Here is a 16,135-nt window from a genome sequence, read left to right as displayed (position 1 = left end):
TTGAGAACAGTATACTTTGATCTTTGCTGACTTTTCAAGGGATTTGATTTTTGGGTGGTTGGACTCTTTCCAATATATAAAACTGGACCTGGCCCTCACCCCTTTAAAGGAATAGAGGACAGGTAACCGGATCTTGTAAACACTGTCATTACTGGGATTTATCTTAAGGGGGACACACCTTTAATACACTGCCAGACTAAGGGACAGGTGCACAGTTGCATACTCCTGTCCCTCAGTGCGCTAATTGATAAAAGGACAGGCTGCAAAGTGCCGCACACCTATAGCACCAGTAGGTTTGCCTGAAGGGGGACAGATCTTTATCCTGCTAGTATACCGGGGGACAGGGACCTGTTAAAACTGGGGTCAGGTGATTTTCACCTCAGTGAAAAGTGTTTCTTATGGGCAAAATCACCTGTCCCCTTCCCTATATAGTGACCTGGCCCTCAATGCTTCACCGCAGCAGGGGACAGAGACATGGTAAAAAGTACGTTGATCTAACGCTATTTGCAGATAAGGGGGACACCCCTTTTATAATGCAGAGAACTGGGGGACAGGTGTAGCTGTCCTGTAACCTGTCCCCCAGCCTATTATTGTAATAAAGGACAGAGACCGGCTGCTTGGAAAGCTTATTTGTAAAGGGGCTGACGCTATGGGGACAGGCCTTTAGCTCATTAATGAAGCGGGGGTCAGGACCAGAGGTGTAAACCATGGGTCAGTACACAGCACCTCTCAATCCCCGCAAACCACCCACCCCAAAAAACACACCCCAACAAAGGAACTTCTTCTTACTTCACAACTTGTCTCATACTTATATAGAAAGACAACAAAGCAGGTGAGACATGAGGCGTGATTTTGCTGGTGTGATTCAGGTGGCATTTGTTTATGTCGGGACAGTAGTGGGAGCAGGGTTTGCGACAGGCAGGGAGATTGTAGAGTTTTTTACGAAATATGGGCCTGCAGGGTCGTTTGGGATTGCGGTTGCCGGGGTGCTGTTCATGGTGTTTGGGACGAAGATTATGGTGATTTCTGCAAGGATCCGTGCCAAATCGTTTGAAGATTTTAATCGATTTTTGTTTGGGAAATGGGCCGGGGGGTTAATTAATGCCATAATGATGCTGTTATTGTTCAGTGTCACCTCTGTCATGCTGTCAGGAGGAGGAGCTATTTTTAAGGAAAGGCTTCATCTTCCGGCACAAGTTGGGATTCTGGCGATTTCTTTTTTAACGATATTGGTTATGATGAGAGGGGTCAAAGGACTGGTCGGGGTGAATATGCTTGTTGTTCCGATGCTTCTTCTGCTGAGCTTGACGGTTACGGTTTCTTCCTTTTTGGGAAGTGACTTTTCCATTATGATGAATAAGAAGGAAGCAGTGTCCTTTCAGTGGCTTCAGGCAGCTATTTGCTATGTGGCATACAATTTGGCTTTATCACAGGCGGTGCTTGTCCCGCTTGCGTCAGAGGTGAAGGATGAAAAAGTGCTGAAGTACGGCGGGTATTTAGGCGGCGCGATATTGGGGTTTATTCTGCTCGGGAGCCACTTTGCTCTTTTGCTGCTGCCTGATGTGATGAAGTATGATATTCCAATGGCACAGGTGATGCAGACGGTTTTTTTTGCTGCCTACTATATTTATGTTCTTGTTATTTACGGGGAAGTTTTTACTTCTGTTATAGGGAATATATACGGAATGGAGAAGCTGCTTCTGCGGTACGTTAAAGCTCCAAGAATGGCGATTGTGGCGGGCATTTTGGCTGTCTGCTATGTGATCAGCCTTTATGGATACAGCAAATTGATTTCTTTTATTTATCCTCTTCTTGGTTTTATCACATTAGGGTTTCTTGTACTGCTGGCTGTTAAGAGGATGCCTGCTAAGTAAGCGGTGCGGCAAAATGAACATTTTTCAGGGGGAAAAAGAATGGATAAAATTGCGGTTATATCAGATATACATGGAAACATTCCGGCACTTGAGGCCGTTCTGGAGCAGATTAGCAGGCAGAATATCAGCAGAATTTTCTGCCTCGGCGATTTGGCGGGAAAGGGCCCTGAATCAAAAAAAGCAATTGCGATGATTCAGGAAGCCTGTGAGCTGACGGTTAAGGGGAATTGGGATGATTTCATTATTAAGGAGACGGAGTTTGAGACATTGAAATGGCATCAGGCCCAGCTGGATGAGGGGGACTGCAGCTATTTGGCGGGTTTGCCTTTTTCTAAGGATTTGGTGATGAGCGGCAGAAGGATCCGTCTTTTTCATGCTTCTCCATACAGCCTTTATACAAGGGTTCAACCCTGGGACAGTCTGGAAAAGCGGCTGGGCATGTTTGAAAATACGGAATTAACAGGAATGGATGAGCCTCAGCCTGATGTAGTCGGCTACGGCGATGTTCACCAGGCGTTTGTACAGCATTTTCATGGAAAAACGCTGTTTAATACAGGCAGTGTCGGAAATCCGCTTGATTTGCCGCAGGCATCCTACGCGGTTATTGAAGGGGAAATTGGCATGAAAGAGAAGGCGCCATTTTCGATCCAGCTTGCAAGAGTTCCATATGATATTGAACGGGCCATTAACATCGCAAGGGAGATGAAAATGCCTGAACTGGCTCCTTACGTGCAAGAAATTACCACCTCGCGCTACAGAGGTTTAAAGGAACAGTAAAAAGCCCTTTCTCAGGGGCTTTTTTGCGTGTGAATGGCCCTAAGCTGTTTTCAAAAAAGCCGGTAAGAGGAAGATATCCTGCAAAAAGGTAAGAACCGGCAATGCCAGAGGGTATTTTTAAAACATTTTCGTCATATTTATTAGAAAATCGTTGAAGTATTACGTTTGACTGATTGGTTTTTTTTAGATTATGATTCTCTTAATAAGAAAGGTGTGTTAAACGCTATTTGTTTAATTCATAAATTCAGGAGGTGACTTCCTTTTCCGTCTTGCCGGAAACAGGAAACTACTTGGACATAGTAAATTTGGTGCTTATCGCACTATTGATTGCCTTAACCGGATTTTTTGTTGCATCGGAATTCGCCATTATCAGGGTAAGAAGTTCCCGCATCGACCAGCTGGTAGAAGAAGGCAGTCATAATGCACTTGCAGCGAAAAAAATCATTCATAATCTGGATGAGTATTTGTCCGCATGCCAATTGGGGATTACAGTAACAGCCCTTGGCCTGGGATGGATCGGCGAATCAACGCTTGAGCATATTATCAGCCCCTTGCTCGGCAGCTTCACTTTTTTAAAGCCAATTTCGCCTGTTTTATCCATTTTGCTGGCGTTTGCCATTGTTACATTTTTGCATGTCGTGATTGGAGAGCTTGCTCCCAAATCCCTTGCTATCCAAAAAGCTGAAACAATCAGCCTGTGGTTTGCAAGGCCGCTTATCCTTTTTTACAAGGTGCTGTATCCTTTCATATGGGCTTTGAACAGTTCCGCGAGATTTGTTACGGGTATGTTCGGCTTGAAGCCTGCTTCAGAGCATGAAGGAGCGCACAGTGAGGAAGAGCTGCGGATCATTTTGTCTGACAGCTACAAAAGCGGGGAGATTAACCAATCTGAATTCAAATATGTGAATAAAATATTTGAATTTGATAATCGGATTGCAAAGGAAATTATGGTGCCAAGAACTGAAATTGTTTCTCTTTCAATTGGTGAACCTCTTGAAGAGCACCTTGAAACGATGAAAAATGAAAAATATACGCGCTATCCAGTTGTAGATGGGGATAAAGACCATATCGTCGGCATGGTCAATATTAAAGAGGTTTTTACAGATTTGATTCAGAACAATCCGAGCGGAAAGCTTTCCCTGGAAAAATATATGAGACCTGTTATTCAAGTCATTGAGTCAATCGCCATTCATGATCTCCTCGTTAAGATGCAGAAGGAGCGGATTCATATGGCCATCCTGATTGATGAGTACGGCGGCACGGCAGGACTTGTGACAGTCGAAGATATTTTAGAGGAAATTGTCGGGGAAATCAGGGATGAGTTTGATTCAGATGAAGTTCCGTATGTTCAAAAAGTAAATGAGAACAAATATATCCTTGACGGAAAAGTGCTTGTCAGTGAAATCAACGATCTGTTCGGACTGGAGATCGATGATAAGGATGTTGATACAATCGGGGGCTGGATTCAGACTGAAAAGTATGATGTGCAGCAGGGAGACGTTATTGAGCTTTCCCCTTACACGTTTCGGGTCAGGGATATGGAAAACCATCACATTCAATATTTGGAACTGACGCGCCACGTAAAAGAAGAGGAACAGGTGCCTGTTATGGATTCACAGGGCATTGCTGCCACTCCTCAATAAACTTGAAAAAAACGCCTTATGCCGAGGCGTTTTTTCTTTTTAAACCATCTTTTTAGCCATGCTGCATATTTAAAAGCTGTTATAACCAAACTAGAGAAAAAGTTTGCCGGAGAACGAAAATGACAATCCGAAGGTATGCTGCTTCTATCAGCCCGACAACAACAAATATTTTTCATTTAAGAAATCCGTGGATTATTGCCTGGTGGTCTGCAGCATTTCCGGGGTTTGGCCATTATTTGCTGGGGAAATACATGACAGGGTTTATTCTAATGGTTTGGGAAGTAGTGATGAACAATTACTGCCAGCTGAACAGGGCCATTTATTACAGCATGATCGGCAAAGCGCCTCTAGCCCTGGAGATGATGCGGGAAGAAGGCTTATGGCTGTATATTACGGTGTATGTTTATTCAATCTGGGACTGTTACCGGAGAGCCAATGCTTACAATAAATATTATATTCTTGCCTGCAGAGAGGGCTATCATATCAAAATGAAAAATTTCTGCTCCTTTGAAATTAATATTTTGGAAAAGAGAAAGCCGGTACTGGCGCTGTTTTGGTCAGCTCTCACCCCTGGTTTGGGGCACATTTACCTGAATAGGCTGCCTTCCATCATTTTTGGGCTTGTTCTTTGGATTTATGCTGCTTACTATGCAAAATTGTATCCGTGTATTTTATATACGGCAGGCGGGTGGTTTGGAAAGGTTCATGCTGGAGCTGACCCTCAGTACTTTCTTTATCTGCCTTCCCTGTATGTGTTTATTATATACGATTCCTATGTGAATACGGTTGAGTATAACAAGCTGATGGATAAAGAACAGGCTCTTTTTCTGGAAAGGGATTATCAGAATCAGGGGTTTAGAATGCCTCAACAGTAAGGGCGTGATGAAGTGGAATATTTGTTTTCGGCGTTTCCGCATTCCGTAAGCATTGAAATGGCATTAACCGAATTGGAAGAAATCGGCCTTGGCAAACAGCAAATCCTCGCCGTTCCGCTTCAAATGAAAGAAAAAGGAGCGGCATTGATGGACCAAAGCTATCATACAGATGGGAAAAGCATGGTGGACCTTGCTGCTGCTTTTGGTGCTGTGTTTATGCTTCTTGGCTCCATCTACGGCCTTCATCTCTATTTAGGCCCTGTCCTTTGGGGGCTTTTCGGCCTTTTGGCAGGCATTTTCCTCGGTCTTGCGGTCAATTTTCTTTATAAGAAAAAGAAAGGCATCAGCATGCGGAAAAGATCTGGAAGAGAAATGGATGTTGTCCTTCTAATCCACTGCCCGCGGGGACAGACAGAAAAGGTCCAGCAAATCCTGCTCGCAAATGGAGCATGCGGTGTCGGACGGCTGAAAAGAGACAGCGGATTAAGTTAATAGACAGTGGAAATATGAGTGAGAGCGTGATATAGTAGAATAGCTTAAACAACTTTATAAAAAAATCCGTACATGCGGGAGAGGTTCTAGCACAACCCTCTATAAAAAACTAAGGACTATATCCTTGGATATGGTTATTTTTTTTGTTTTTATAGAATCCTGGGGCACCTCTGTCATATAGAGGTGCTTTTATTTTTGTAAATGAACAGGTTGTGAGAGCCTCCAAGAGGAGGAAAAACATGAAAAACGAAAAGGCCATCGTCGTTTTCAGCGGCGGACAGGACAGCACGACCTGCCTGTTTTGGGCTCTTCAGCAATTTAAAGAGGTGGAATGTGTCACTTTTCATTATAATCAGCGGCACCATCTCGAAATTCAATCAGCGGCAAGCATTGCAGAGGAGCTAGGAGTAAAACACCATCTTCTTGACATGTCTTTGCTCAGCCAGCTTGCGCCAAGCGCCTTAACGAGAGATGAAATTGAGATAACAGAAAAAGAAGGAGAACTGCCATCTACCTTTGTTCCAGGCAGAAATTTGGTTTTTCTTTCTTTTGCTTCTATTCTCGCCAAACAGGTAAACGCAAGACACATTGTAACAGGGGTTTGTGAGACGGATTTCAGCGGCTATCCTGACTGCAGAGACCAGTTTGTCAAGTCCTGCAATGTGACGATCAATCTTGCAATGGATGAACAGCTTGTGATTCATACACCTCTTATGTGGCTTGATAAAGCGGAAACGTGGGAGCTTGCAGATGATCTTGGCGCTTTGGAGTTTGTCCGGACAAAAACGCTTACCTGCTATAATGGCGTAATTTCAGACGGCTGCGGGGAATGTCCGGCATGCAGACTGCGGAAAAAGGGTCTTGATGCATATCTTGCGAAAAAGGCAGGTGCAGCGAAATGATTCAGCAAATCTATCCACAGGCGAACCATCCCTTTTGCTATGAGCTGAATAAGGATTTTCACCTTTCAGCGGCACACTTCATCCCGCACACTGATGCTGGGAAATGCCAGGATATGCATGGCCACACATATTTTATTAATATCACGATTGCAGGGGATGACCTAGATGACTCGGGGTTTTTGGTCAATTTTAAACGCATCAAGGATCTCGTTCATAAGAAGTTTGATCACACTGTTTTGAATAATCATCAAGATCTTTTTACTATGGAGAATAGAAATTATTTTCCAACAACAGAAGTGACAGCGAGGATCATCTATGAGGTAATCCAAAAGGACCTTGATACACTGGCAAACAAACCCACATGCGTACAGGTTTTTGTCAGAGAAACACCAACAAGCTATGTGGTTTACCGGCCGAAAAAGGTGAAAAGCCATGAGGGATAAAATTCCTGTACTGGAAGTATTCGGGCCGACGATTCAAGGTGAAGGCATGGTTGCTGGACAGAAAACAATGTTTGTCAGGACGGCTGGCTGCGATTATTCCTGCAGCTGGTGTGATTCTGCTTTTACATGGGACGGTTCTGCAAAAGAAGATATTGAAATGCTCACTGCAGAAGATGTATGGGAAAGATTGCGAAAGGCAGGGGGAAGCCGGTTTTCACATGTGACCATTTCAGGAGGAAACCCTGCACTGCTGAAAAATATCGGGCACCTCATTGATCTTCTTCATAAGGAGAACATAGCTGCTGCTATTGAAACACAGGGAAGCAGGTACCAGGACTGGTTTTTGCGTGTGGATGATTTAACATTGTCTCCTAAACCGCCGAGTTCAGGAATGAAAACGAACTTTATTGTTTTGGATGATATTATCGATCAGCTGGAAGGCAGCGGCAGACTCAGCCATACGAGTTTAAAGGTTGTCATTTTTAATGAAGAGGACCTGGCTTTTGCGAAAGCAGTTCATAAGCGGTATCCGATGATTCCGTTTTATCTGCAGACTGGAAATGAAGACCTTGCTGAGCGGGATGATGCGAAGCTGCTTTCCATCCTTCTGCAAAAGTATGAATGGCTGATCGACTTAGTAACAGAGGATGAAGAATTAAACAATGTCCGCGTGCTGCCTCAGCTGCACACGCTTATATGGGGAAATAAACGCGGCGTATAAAAAGGAGAATAAACATGAGCGGAAGAAATGAAAATGAACTGAAGGGTGTCACTCTTCTCGGAAATCAGGGAACAAATTATTTGTTCAACTACTCCCCTGAAGTGTTGGAAAGCTTTGAAAATAAACATGCTGGCCGGGATTATTTTGTGAAATTCAACTGCCCGGAATTCACCTCTCTTTGCCCAAAAACAAACCAGCCTGACTTCGCTACCATTTACATCAGCTACATTCCGGATCAGCTGATGGTAGAAAGCAAATCATTAAAGCTGTACCTCTTCAGCTTCCGGAATCATGGGGATTTTCACGAAGACTGCATGAATATTATCATGAACGACTTAATCTCTTTAATGAATCCAAGATATATAGAAGTATGGGGCAAATTCACTCCAAGAGGCGGCATCTCTATTGATCCTTACACAAATTATGGCCGTCCCGGAACAAAATACGAGAAAATGGCAGATTACCGCCTGATGAATCATGATCTTTACCCGGAGACAGTGAATAATCGCTAAGGATTAGAGGAGGCAGGAAACTGTCTCTTTTTTTGTTCCTTAATTCTTCTTTGGCTCGCTTATGGAACTCCAAAGTGATATGGCCCAAGCCGAAAGAACGTCACCCGCAAATGAAAGAAACCCTAATAATAATTCCATAATGATCCTCTCCTTTACTATCATTATCGCATATTTCGATATCCTATTTCCTTCCTTTTTCTCTTAAGGTTTTTTGGCTTTAATAACCTGAAAGCATTCCATCATTGCCAGGCATTACCTCTTGTTTGCTTCTCCTGGATATAGAACAATGAAGGTAGCAAGAAAGCAAACAAAAGGAGGGCATTATGAAAAAAAATCATTTTTTCTTTTCTGTCATTACTGCGGCAATTCTTTCTATTGCAGGTGCAGGCTTTCTTCCCGCGTCAGGCCATGCAGCGGAAGCAAAAGACCATGATCCTGTCATTTTCATTCATGGAGCTGGAGGCATCGGTGCTTCTTTCTACAGCATTGAAAATTATTTGAAAAACCAGGGCTGGTCAGATGATGAGCTCTATGCAATTGAAATGAACGATAAAACAGGAAACAATGCTCATAATGCCAAACAGCTGGCATCCTATGTTGATGAAGTGCTGAAGAAAACCGGAAAATCAAAGGTTGATATTGTCGGCCACAGTATGGGTGGGCCAAATGCGCTCACTTACATCTTAAAGTACGGCGGCGGAAGCAAAGTGAATGATGTGGTGACCTTCGGCTCGCCGAATAAAATGGTCACAAGCGAAGCACCCGCTGGAACGGACCCAAATCATAAAATCTTGTACACTTCCATTTACAGCAATAACGATTTTGTGGTAAACAAATGGCTTTCCCCTCTAAAGGGTGCAAAAAACGTCCAAATTACAGGCCCTGGCCACCTTGGCATGCTGGTAAACAGCCAGGTCAATGAATTAATTAAAGAAGGCCTGAACGGCGGCGGAAGCAATACAAACAAATAATGCCAAAAAGGAGCTGCATTCTGCAGCTCCTTTATTATGTTCTGTATAATGCCGTTCGTTTATTAAGACATCAGGAGGCGGCTTTGTAAAGAGCACTGTTGATTGGAGCGGAAGTCGGCGAAGACTCCTGCGGGAGTACGGGGCAGGGGAGACCCCGCAGGCGCTAAAGCGCTGAGGAGGCTCCCCGGCACGCCCGCGGAAAGCGAAGCCGTCTGGAGCGGAAATCAACATCCTGGATTATGTCACCAAACTAAGCTTTTCTAATGCCCCTCAGTAAGTACTGAGTACAACAAGGATGCCATCAATAACTACAGCACATTCAAATAAGCAACATCGCTCCGCTCATTCCTTATCGAAAGAAGCATTAAATCATGGAAGCTTCCTTGTGAATATTGATATCCTTTCAAAATGCCTTCTTCTTCAAAGCCCATGTTCTTCAAAAGCATTAAGGACGGGATATTTTCAGGTCTTACTGTTGCCCCGATCCGGTGCAGATTTAACGATTGATATCCGTACTGAATGATGCATTTTAAGGATTCGCTGGCATATCCTCTTCGCCAAAAATCAGGGTGGATTTCATAGCCGGCTTCGGCTCTGAAATGAGTTTTGTTCCAGTTGTGAAATCCTGCTGTACCGATTAATTCGTGTGTATCTTTTATGGTAATCCCCCAGCGAATAGAGGTACCTGATTGAAATGCTTCAATAAACTTTCCGGCCAGTTTCTCCGCTTCAGCATACTCAGTCATTTTTTCCATTCCATAAAAGCTTACAACTTCATCCTTTGAAAATATTTCAAAGAGTCTTGGGGCATCACTTTCCGTTATCTCTCTTAATTGCAGCCTGTTTGTGGAAAGGGAAGGAAAATGGTTGGCAATCATCATTTCGCCTCCTAACATAGTTATTTACTGCGCTTTTTAGGCTGTGCGGCTATCCTTACCTATTCCTCTTTTTTTCGCTAATTCCTGCCATCTCCTTAAATTCTCTGGATTAATATGTAAATATAGTAGTGTTTTTTAGATTTTAATGGGAAGTCCCTGTAATTACTAGAATCTAGTAATTAATAGTCCTTCTGCATTGTTTTCCCGGTATAACACCTACAAACCTGGCAAGCAAGCGTATTTGTTTAAATGGAACATTTATCAGTCAGGAGGAGCCGCATGTTTAAAAAAGTAAATTTTGCTCTTGGAACGCTTCTAATCGGAGCGGCAGTCATCAGTCCTGCCAATAGCTATGCAGCAATAGGAGATACACCGATAAAGCCGGGGTCAAGCAGCAATGATGTGAAAGAGCTGCAGGAATATTTAATGGCCAAGCACGTATTCCCTTACACAAAAGCTACAGGGTATTTTGGCAGCATAACAGAAAAATCAGTAAAAGAAATTCAAAAAAAGTATCATCTAAAAGAAGATGGCATTGCTGGAAAGAAAACAGCCGGAATCTTGAAAATTCTCCGAAAAGGGGATATGGGAAGGCCTGTTATAAAGCTTCAGCGTCTCTTAAGCGAATGGGATTTACTGAACGGTTCGCCTGACGGACTTTATGGGGCAAGTACAGCAGATGCTGTCAAAAGATTTCAGAAGAAAAAAGGATTGGCAGCTGACGGAATAGCTGGACCGAAAACAATGGCGAAGCTTGCTGAAAAGCAGGCGAAAAAACAAGTGAAAACCATGACGGTAACCAGTACGGCTTACACTGCGAATTGCCAGGGCTGTTCAGGAGTTACCAAAATCGGCATGGATCTGAAGAAATACTCAAGCGGTAAAGTAATTGCGGTAGATCCTGATGTCATTCCGCTTGGATCTGTCGTTGAAGTAGAAGGCTATGGAAAAGCAATAGCGGGTGATATTGGCGGAGCTATTAACGGAAAAGAAATAGACGTATTCACGGCAGAAAATCATGATGCCATGAAATGGGGCCGCAAGCCTGTCAAAATTACTGTATATGAATAAATAAAAAACGGAGGGATCTCCCTCCGTTTTTTGAGTGTTAAAAAGTAAGCGCTGTTAATTATCTGAAAGAATTTTATAATTTTTGTGGTTTACTACAGTACGGCTTTCAAGTTCAAGGTCTTGAAAATTCTCCATATAAGTTAAATCAACAATAACGGAATTTTCATTCACTTTTTCTACAATACCTTTTAAGCCGTTCTTAAACTCAATGATATTCCCAATTTTGGCGATTTTCAATGTCCTCTCTCCTTCTATATTTGCTGTAAACCCCCATTAGAGAACATTTTGCACTATTTCTTTTATTATGTAAAGAGCAGAATTAGAAAAAAATGTGAATGAATTGATAGTGAAGCAAAAAAAATTATACTATAGTGTCATAGAGGGAAAGGAGAGAGAGCCGCAATGAATTCAACCGGTCTTGTACTGGAAGGAGGAGGAATGAGAGGCGTTTATACGGCAGGCGTGCTGGAATATTTCATGGAAAAGGATCTTTATATTCCCTATGTGATAGGAGTTTCGGCAGGTGCCTGCATCGCTGCTTCTTATTTGTCCCGCCAAAAGGGCAGAAACCGCACAGTTAACATAGATTATGCAAGAGATCCTCAATATCTCTCATTTCAAAATTTTATTAAAAAACGCCAGCTGTTTGGTATGGATTTTATTTTCGACCAGATTCCGAACAAGCTTGTGCCGTTTGATTTTACTGCTTTTATGCAAAGTCCTGAGACTTTCCTAGTTGGAACAACCGATTGCTATACAGGCAAACCGATGTATTTTGACAAAGAAACGTATGGAAGCGATATATTAACGATTTTGAGGGCTTCAAGCTCGCTTCCGTTTATCTCGCCTGTTGTGCCTTACCAAAATAAACAGCTGCTGGATGGCGGCATAACAGATTCCATTCCTATCAAAAAATCAATCGATGACGGCAACAGTAAAAATGTTCTTATTCTCACAAGAAATGCCGGGTACATAAAAAAGAAGCCCAGGATGGACTGGCTGATGAGAAGAACATTCCGCCAATTTCCAAACCTCGTCTCAGCCATTCTGAACAGGTACAGCATGTATAATGACACAATGGCTTTTATTGAAGAACAGGAAAAAGCGGGGAAAGCGTTTGTTATTAGACCGGCAGAGCCGCTGGAGATGGACCGGATTGAACGAAATCCAGCAAAGCTTGAGAAGCTTTATGAGCAGGGGAAGAGAGACGCTGAAAAAACATACGGCAGTTTAGTCACCTGGCTGAATGCCCAGTAAAACCGGCTCAATTGTTTATCCTCCTTTTTGGATGGGAAAAGTACACCATACTTTATCAAAAGGTTCTGTTCAAGGAGTTCATCATTCCATTAAACAGAACCAATCCATAAAAAAGGGTGATACCATGAAGGTACTAGTAGCAGGAGCACACGGAACAACTGGCAAGCACATAGTAAAAAAGCTGGCTGCAAAAGGACATGAGCCGATTGCCATGATCAGGGATGAAAGCCAGTCTGAAGAATTGGAGAGCTTAGGTGCAAAGACTGTTATAGGCGATCTTGAAGGAGACGTAACAGAGGCTGTTAAAGGAACAGAGGCCGTTATTTTCGCAGCAGGCTCCGGCGGTTCAACAGGGGAGGACAAAACGATAGCAGTAGACCAGGAAGGGGCTAAAAAGCTGATCGATGCTGCTAAGCATGAGAATGTCCGTCATTTTACCATGCTTAGCTCAATGGGAGCCGATATCCCTGAAGAGCAGTCCGGTGCCATGGCAACATATCTTAAAGCAAAAGCGATAGCTGACGAGTACTTAATGGAATCAGAGATTCCTTATACAATTGTCAGACCGGGACCGCTGACAGATGATCCTGAAACAGGGAAAATCATGGCTGAAACTTCTTTGGGCCAAAGTGATGGTGAAATTCCGCGGGAAGACGTAGCTGAAGTGCTCGTCCAATCTCTTGAAAATGAGTATACGAAGAACCTGACCTTTGAAATCTTATCCGGAAATTTAGATATTAATGAGGCACTGAGAAACCTGTTTGAATAGAAAGGTTGATAATGGTGCTTGCCGGCTGTAAACTTACTATTAAAGAACAGAGCCTGCAAGAGGAGGAGCACCATGGACAGCAATACAGCTTCATCTTTAATGGACCAGCTGAAAAACAATGAAATAAAAGAATGCTATATCACCAAGGAAGACTTTCTCCCTTTTCGGGAAGTACTTGTTAAAAGACCAGACTTTAAGCATTTCAGAGGAATCGGCCAGCGTGGAGGAGCCGTTCTTTATCAATACATGGAAACTCCCAGAAGCTAAAAAGGAAAGAGTGCCGCGCACTCTTTCCTTTTTTTATGCTATCAAAACTTTTCGGATTTTTCCTCCACCGCTCGGCGGGGCTGAACGAGCCGCTTGCGCTTTTCTTGGTGTCCAGCTCCAGCCGCTATCCCCTCGAGGTCATAAGCCGCTCATCCACGGAAAGGAAAGGTCGCCTTTCCCCGGCTGATCGTCTTATGCTTGTCGGGGCTGAACGAGCCGCTTGCGCTTTTCTTGGTGTCCAGCTCCGGCCGCTAGCCCCTCGAGGTCATAAGCCGCTCATCCACGGAAAGGAAAGGTCGCCTTTCCCCGGCTGATCGTCTTATGCTTGTCGGGGCTGAACGAGCGGCCTCCGCTTTTCGTGATGTCCAGCTCCAGCGGCTAGCCCCTTGAGTCGCTTCAGAAAAATCCAAAAAGTCAAACCCGGACTTTTCGGATTTTTCCTCCACCGCTCGGCGGGGCTGAACGAGCCGCTTGCGCTTTTCTTATTTCCGGATGGCTTTTAAGGCCCCTTTTCTCCAGCTTTTTACCGCTGCTTCTGTTGCCCCTTCCATTGCGGCGATATCTTTCACTGTCAGCCCGTAAAGTGTGTAGGCGGCAAGCCATTTGTACTGCTTTTCAGTCAGCAGCGGGCGAAAACGCTGAAGCTGATCAAGAACAAACAGCTGTCCGTTTTCTTTGTATTCCGCCGCATTTTCAGGCACTTGTCCAATTAAAAAATTGCCGCTGTTCCATCTGGAATTTGACGAGAGCTCATTCAGCAGTGTTCCTTTCATGCAATGATAATAGTAGGAATCAAGCGAGCCTTTTTCGGGATCAGCTTTTAATGATGCCTCCCATAGGGCAAGAAGCGCTGACTGAAAAAATTCTTCTTTGCCTGAAGTAATGTTCAGTTTTTTCAGCAGATGAAAAATCATCGGTGTGTATTGAATGGCAGTTTCCTCAAATTCCTGTCTGATCACTTTTCTCGTTCCTTGTAAGAACGCGTTCTTTTTTATTCGGCCGTTACCTGTATACTAAAAGTTAATTTTGAAGAGGAAAAATCTCGTTTTCTGCTAGATGATAACTGGATTTTATTTATTATGGCATCTATGAAATTCATTTTTTTATAAGTAAGCGGTTGCAAAAACCCTTGTCGGTATATTTGCCATGTTTTTTCACAAAATAAGAACACTACATAAAAAGCCGTGGTGATATCAGCATGAGAAAAATGAACAAGCTGGATGGCAGCCCGAAGTCTTCCATGGAAGAAGTAATGGCTGTTCTTCAGCGTTCCTCTGACTTCATCCGGTTTGAGGCGGAAGGAACTGAGGTGCATTACTGGGTTTCTTATTTCCGCACCCTTGTTGATCCGAAAATCCTGCAGGAAAGCATTCTTCCTTATGCTGCCGGCAAACAGTGGGGTCAGCTGCAGGACTTAAAAGATATGCTGCCGATGGAAGAAGCATCCATCTCTATTGATACAGATGACATTAGGGAGAAGCTTAACCAGGGATATGTCATGATCTCGTCATCAAGGTATGCTCTTCCTTGTTTGCTGATTAAGGCCACTCTTAACAGAACCCGCGCTGTTACTGTTCCTGAAGTGGAATTCAGTGTAATCGGCCCTAAAGAAGCTTTCGTTGAAAGCATCGATACGAATCTTAATTTGATTCGTAAAAGGCTTCCGGCAGATGATTTAAAGGTAAGGGAGCTTCAGGTCGGGGATATTTCCAAAACCGTAATCGCGGTTGTTTATCTGGAGAATATTGCGGAAAAGGAAAATGTGAACACGGTGTGGCAGCGGATTTCCGATATTCAATACGATCAGATTGTCGACAGCTCTTTCATTACACAGATTATCGCTGATAACCAGCATTCTCCTTTTCCGCAGCTGCTGGATACGGAACGCTCAGACAGGGCAGCGTCAGCCATTGCACAGGGTAAGGTAGCAATCGTTGTTGACGGCTCTCCGCATGTTCTGCTCGGTCCAACCACACTGATGGAATTTTTCTTTGCTTTTGATGATTATTATTTCAACTATATCCTTGCGTCTTTTTTCAGGATGCTCCGCCTGTTTTCGGTCGCTTTTTCGATATTGGTCACGCCTGTCTATGTGGCGGCCCTGAATTATCATTATGAATTGATACCAAGAGATTTGCTGAACACGCTTGTGAGTTCAAGAGGAAATGTCCCGCTTACACCTCTTTTGGAAGTGCTGTTTCTGGAGCTTGGCATTGAGCTTCTCAGAGAAGCCGGTGCACGGCTGCCGACAAAGGTCGGCCAGACGATCGGCATTGTGGGGGGAATTGTCATTGGGACTGCGTCAGTAGATGCGGGATTGACAAGTAATGTTCTGCTGATCATTGTCGCACTTGCCGCACTGGCATCCTTCAGTACACCGCTCTACCTTGTGAGCAATACAATCCGTTTTCTGCGCTTTCCATTTTTATTCTTTGCAGAATTTTACGGGCTTGTGGGAATTGTCTTTTGCTTTAACTTCCTGGCAGTACATCTGCTTCGGCTGACCTCTCTTGGCAGACCGTATCTGGCACCGATTTTTCCTCCAAGACTGAAGGATATGAAGGATTCCTTCATCAGGCTGCCATACTCCGTGATGACCAAACGCCCAGTTCAGCTGCGGACAAAGGATGAGAAGAAAACAGATCCTAAGAAGGCAAAGCAGAACAAAGATATTGACGAATAG

18 protein-coding genes and 1 riboswitch are annotated in these 16,135 nt (G+C 43.7%); of the genes, 15 read left to right on the top strand and 3 right to left on the bottom strand.

Annotation, left to right across the window (positions count from 1 at the left end):
• The first annotated feature begins 839 nt into the window (after positions 1 to 839).
• The 10 genes from LRR81_RS18050 to LRR81_RS18005 all read left to right on the top strand — a co-directional run bounded on the left by LRR81_RS18050 (position 840) and on the right by LRR81_RS18005 (position 9,210).
• Complete coding sequence (locus tag LRR81_RS18050; RefSeq protein ID WP_231790799.1) at positions 840 to 1,874, top strand: YkvI family membrane protein; 1,035 nt, start codon at positions 840 to 842, stop codon at positions 1,872 to 1,874.
• A gap of 39 nt (positions 1,875 to 1,913) precedes the next feature.
• A complete protein-coding gene (locus LRR81_RS18045; protein WP_231790798.1) occupies positions 1,914 to 2,651 on the top strand; it encodes a metallophosphoesterase family protein in 738 nt (245 codons plus the stop codon).
• A gap of 290 nt (positions 2,652 to 2,941) precedes the next feature.
• Positions 2,942 to 4,294 (top strand): hemolysin family protein, encoded by a 1,353-nt coding sequence (locus tag LRR81_RS18040; protein ID WP_231790797.1) that lies wholly within the window; start codon positions 2,942 to 2,944, stop codon positions 4,292 to 4,294.
• A 119-nt stretch (positions 4,295 to 4,413) separates the two neighbouring features.
• Complete coding sequence (locus tag LRR81_RS18035) at positions 4,414 to 5,169, top strand: hypothetical protein (RefSeq protein WP_231790796.1); 756 nt, start codon at positions 4,414 to 4,416, stop codon at positions 5,167 to 5,169.
• A gap of 12 nt (positions 5,170 to 5,181) precedes the next feature.
• Positions 5,182 to 5,661 (top strand): hypothetical protein, encoded by a 480-nt coding sequence (locus LRR81_RS18030; protein WP_231790795.1) that lies wholly within the window; start codon positions 5,182 to 5,184, stop codon positions 5,659 to 5,661.
• Between the two features lie 74 nt (positions 5,662 to 5,735).
• A riboswitch (PreQ1 riboswitch) is annotated at positions 5,736 to 5,780 on the top strand.
• Between the two features lie 93 nt (positions 5,781 to 5,873).
• Entirely contained in the window at positions 5,874 to 6,563 is a 690-nt protein-coding gene (gene queC / locus LRR81_RS18025; RefSeq protein ID WP_331716355.1) for a 7-cyano-7-deazaguanine synthase QueC, read from the top strand.
• Positions 6,560 to 7,006: a 6-carboxytetrahydropterin synthase QueD gene (gene queD / locus LRR81_RS18020; protein WP_231790793.1), complete on the top strand. Its 447-nt coding sequence runs from the start codon at positions 6,560 to 6,562 to the stop codon at positions 7,004 to 7,006. The genes queC and queD overlap by 4 nt, the downstream gene beginning before the upstream one ends.
• Positions 6,996 to 7,727: a 7-carboxy-7-deazaguanine synthase QueE gene (queE, locus tag LRR81_RS18015; protein WP_231790792.1), complete on the top strand. Its 732-nt coding sequence runs from the start codon at positions 6,996 to 6,998 to the stop codon at positions 7,725 to 7,727. Before queD ends, queE begins: the two co-directional genes overlap by 11 nt.
• Before the next feature lie 14 nt (positions 7,728 to 7,741).
• Positions 7,742 to 8,239, top strand: a complete 498-nt coding sequence (queF, locus tag LRR81_RS18010; protein ID WP_231790791.1) for a preQ(1) synthase — start codon at positions 7,742 to 7,744, stop codon at positions 8,237 to 8,239.
• Between the two features lie 323 nt (positions 8,240 to 8,562).
• Positions 8,563 to 9,210, top strand: a complete 648-nt coding sequence (locus tag LRR81_RS18005) for an esterase/lipase family protein (protein ID WP_231790790.1) — start codon at positions 8,563 to 8,565, stop codon at positions 9,208 to 9,210.
• Between the two features lie 308 nt (positions 9,211 to 9,518).
• On the opposite strand, the gene LRR81_RS18000 is transcribed toward LRR81_RS18005, so the two are convergent.
• Entirely contained in the window at positions 9,519 to 10,088 is a 570-nt protein-coding gene (locus LRR81_RS18000; protein ID WP_231790789.1) for a GNAT family N-acetyltransferase, read from the bottom strand.
• Between the two features lie 279 nt (positions 10,089 to 10,367).
• On the opposite strand from LRR81_RS18000, the gene LRR81_RS17995 reads away from it, so the two are divergent.
• Positions 10,368 to 11,159, top strand: coding sequence for a peptidoglycan-binding protein (locus LRR81_RS17995; RefSeq protein WP_231790788.1), 792 nt, complete (start codon positions 10,368 to 10,370; stop codon positions 11,157 to 11,159).
• 54 nt (positions 11,160 to 11,213) lie between these two features.
• Here the strand turns inward: LRR81_RS17995 and LRR81_RS17990 are convergent, their stop codons facing one another.
• On the bottom strand, positions 11,214 to 11,396 hold the full coding sequence (locus tag LRR81_RS17990) for a YkvS family protein (protein WP_231790787.1): 183 nt from the start codon (positions 11,394 to 11,396) through the stop codon (positions 11,214 to 11,216).
• Positions 11,397 to 11,561: 165 nt separating this feature from the next.
• Between LRR81_RS17990 and LRR81_RS17985 the strand changes: the two genes are divergently transcribed.
• From LRR81_RS17985 to LRR81_RS17975, 3 genes are all read left to right on the top strand, one after another.
• Entirely contained in the window at positions 11,562 to 12,416 is an 855-nt protein-coding gene (locus LRR81_RS17985; protein ID WP_231790786.1) for a patatin-like phospholipase family protein, read from the top strand.
• A gap of 124 nt (positions 12,417 to 12,540) precedes the next feature.
• A complete protein-coding gene (locus tag LRR81_RS17980; protein WP_231790785.1) occupies positions 12,541 to 13,185 on the top strand; it encodes an SDR family oxidoreductase in 645 nt (214 codons plus the stop codon).
• A gap of 72 nt (positions 13,186 to 13,257) precedes the next feature.
• The gene (locus tag LRR81_RS17975; RefSeq protein WP_231790784.1) at positions 13,258 to 13,452 is read left to right on the top strand and encodes a hypothetical protein; all 195 of its coding nucleotides are present in this window, start codon (positions 13,258 to 13,260) and stop codon (positions 13,450 to 13,452) included.
• A 482-nt stretch (positions 13,453 to 13,934) separates the two neighbouring features.
• Here the strand turns inward: LRR81_RS17975 and LRR81_RS17970 are convergent, their stop codons facing one another.
• A complete protein-coding gene (locus LRR81_RS17970; protein WP_231790783.1) occupies positions 13,935 to 14,411 on the bottom strand; it encodes a sigma-70 family RNA polymerase sigma factor in 477 nt (158 codons plus the stop codon).
• A 248-nt stretch (positions 14,412 to 14,659) separates the two neighbouring features.
• On the opposite strand from LRR81_RS17970, the gene LRR81_RS17965 reads away from it, so the two are divergent.
• Positions 14,660 to 16,135, top strand: a complete 1,476-nt coding sequence (locus tag LRR81_RS17965; RefSeq protein WP_231790847.1) for a spore germination protein — start codon at positions 14,660 to 14,662, stop codon at positions 16,133 to 16,135.

This window comes from Metabacillus kandeliae (assembly GCF_021166585.1).
In the GTDB taxonomy this organism is placed as follows: Bacteria; Bacillota; Bacilli; order Bacillales; family Bacillaceae; genus Metabacillus_B; species Metabacillus_B kandeliae.
This window is presented reverse-complemented; position numbering and strand designations above follow the sequence as displayed.

Bases quoted from the DNA above. Each gene is read 5' to 3' on its own strand.
- LRR81_RS17980 (WP_231790785.1), top strand. From the start codon at position 12,541: ATGAAGGTACTAGTAGCAGGAGCACACGGAACAACTGGCAAGCACATA.
- LRR81_RS18005 (WP_231790790.1), top strand. From the start codon at position 8,563: ATGAAAAAAAATCATTTTTTCTTTTCTGTCATTACTGCGGCAATTCTT.
- LRR81_RS17995 (WP_231790788.1), top strand. From the start codon at position 10,368: ATGTTTAAAAAAGTAAATTTTGCTCTTGGAACGCTTCTAATCGGAGCG.
- LRR81_RS17965 (WP_231790847.1), top strand. From the start codon at position 14,660: ATGAACAAGCTGGATGGCAGCCCGAAGTCTTCCATGGAAGAAGTAATG.
- queD (WP_231790793.1), top strand. From the start codon at position 6,560: ATGATTCAGCAAATCTATCCACAGGCGAACCATCCCTTTTGCTATGAG.
- LRR81_RS17975 (WP_231790784.1), top strand. From the start codon at position 13,258: ATGGACAGCAATACAGCTTCATCTTTAATGGACCAGCTGAAAAACAAT.
- LRR81_RS18035 (WP_231790796.1), top strand. From the start codon at position 4,414: ATGACAATCCGAAGGTATGCTGCTTCTATCAGCCCGACAACAACAAAT.
- LRR81_RS18050 (WP_231790799.1), top strand. From the start codon at position 840: ATGAGGCGTGATTTTGCTGGTGTGATTCAGGTGGCATTTGTTTATGTC.
- queE (WP_231790792.1), top strand. From the start codon at position 6,996: ATGAGGGATAAAATTCCTGTACTGGAAGTATTCGGGCCGACGATTCAA.
- LRR81_RS18045 (WP_231790798.1), top strand. From the start codon at position 1,914: ATGGATAAAATTGCGGTTATATCAGATATACATGGAAACATTCCGGCA.
- LRR81_RS18000 (WP_231790789.1), bottom strand. From the start codon at position 10,088: ATGATTGCCAACCATTTTCCTTCCCTTTCCACAAACAGGCTGCAATTA.
- LRR81_RS17985 (WP_231790786.1), top strand. From the start codon at position 11,562: ATGAATTCAACCGGTCTTGTACTGGAAGGAGGAGGAATGAGAGGCGTT.
- queF (WP_231790791.1), top strand. From the start codon at position 7,742: ATGAGCGGAAGAAATGAAAATGAACTGAAGGGTGTCACTCTTCTCGGA.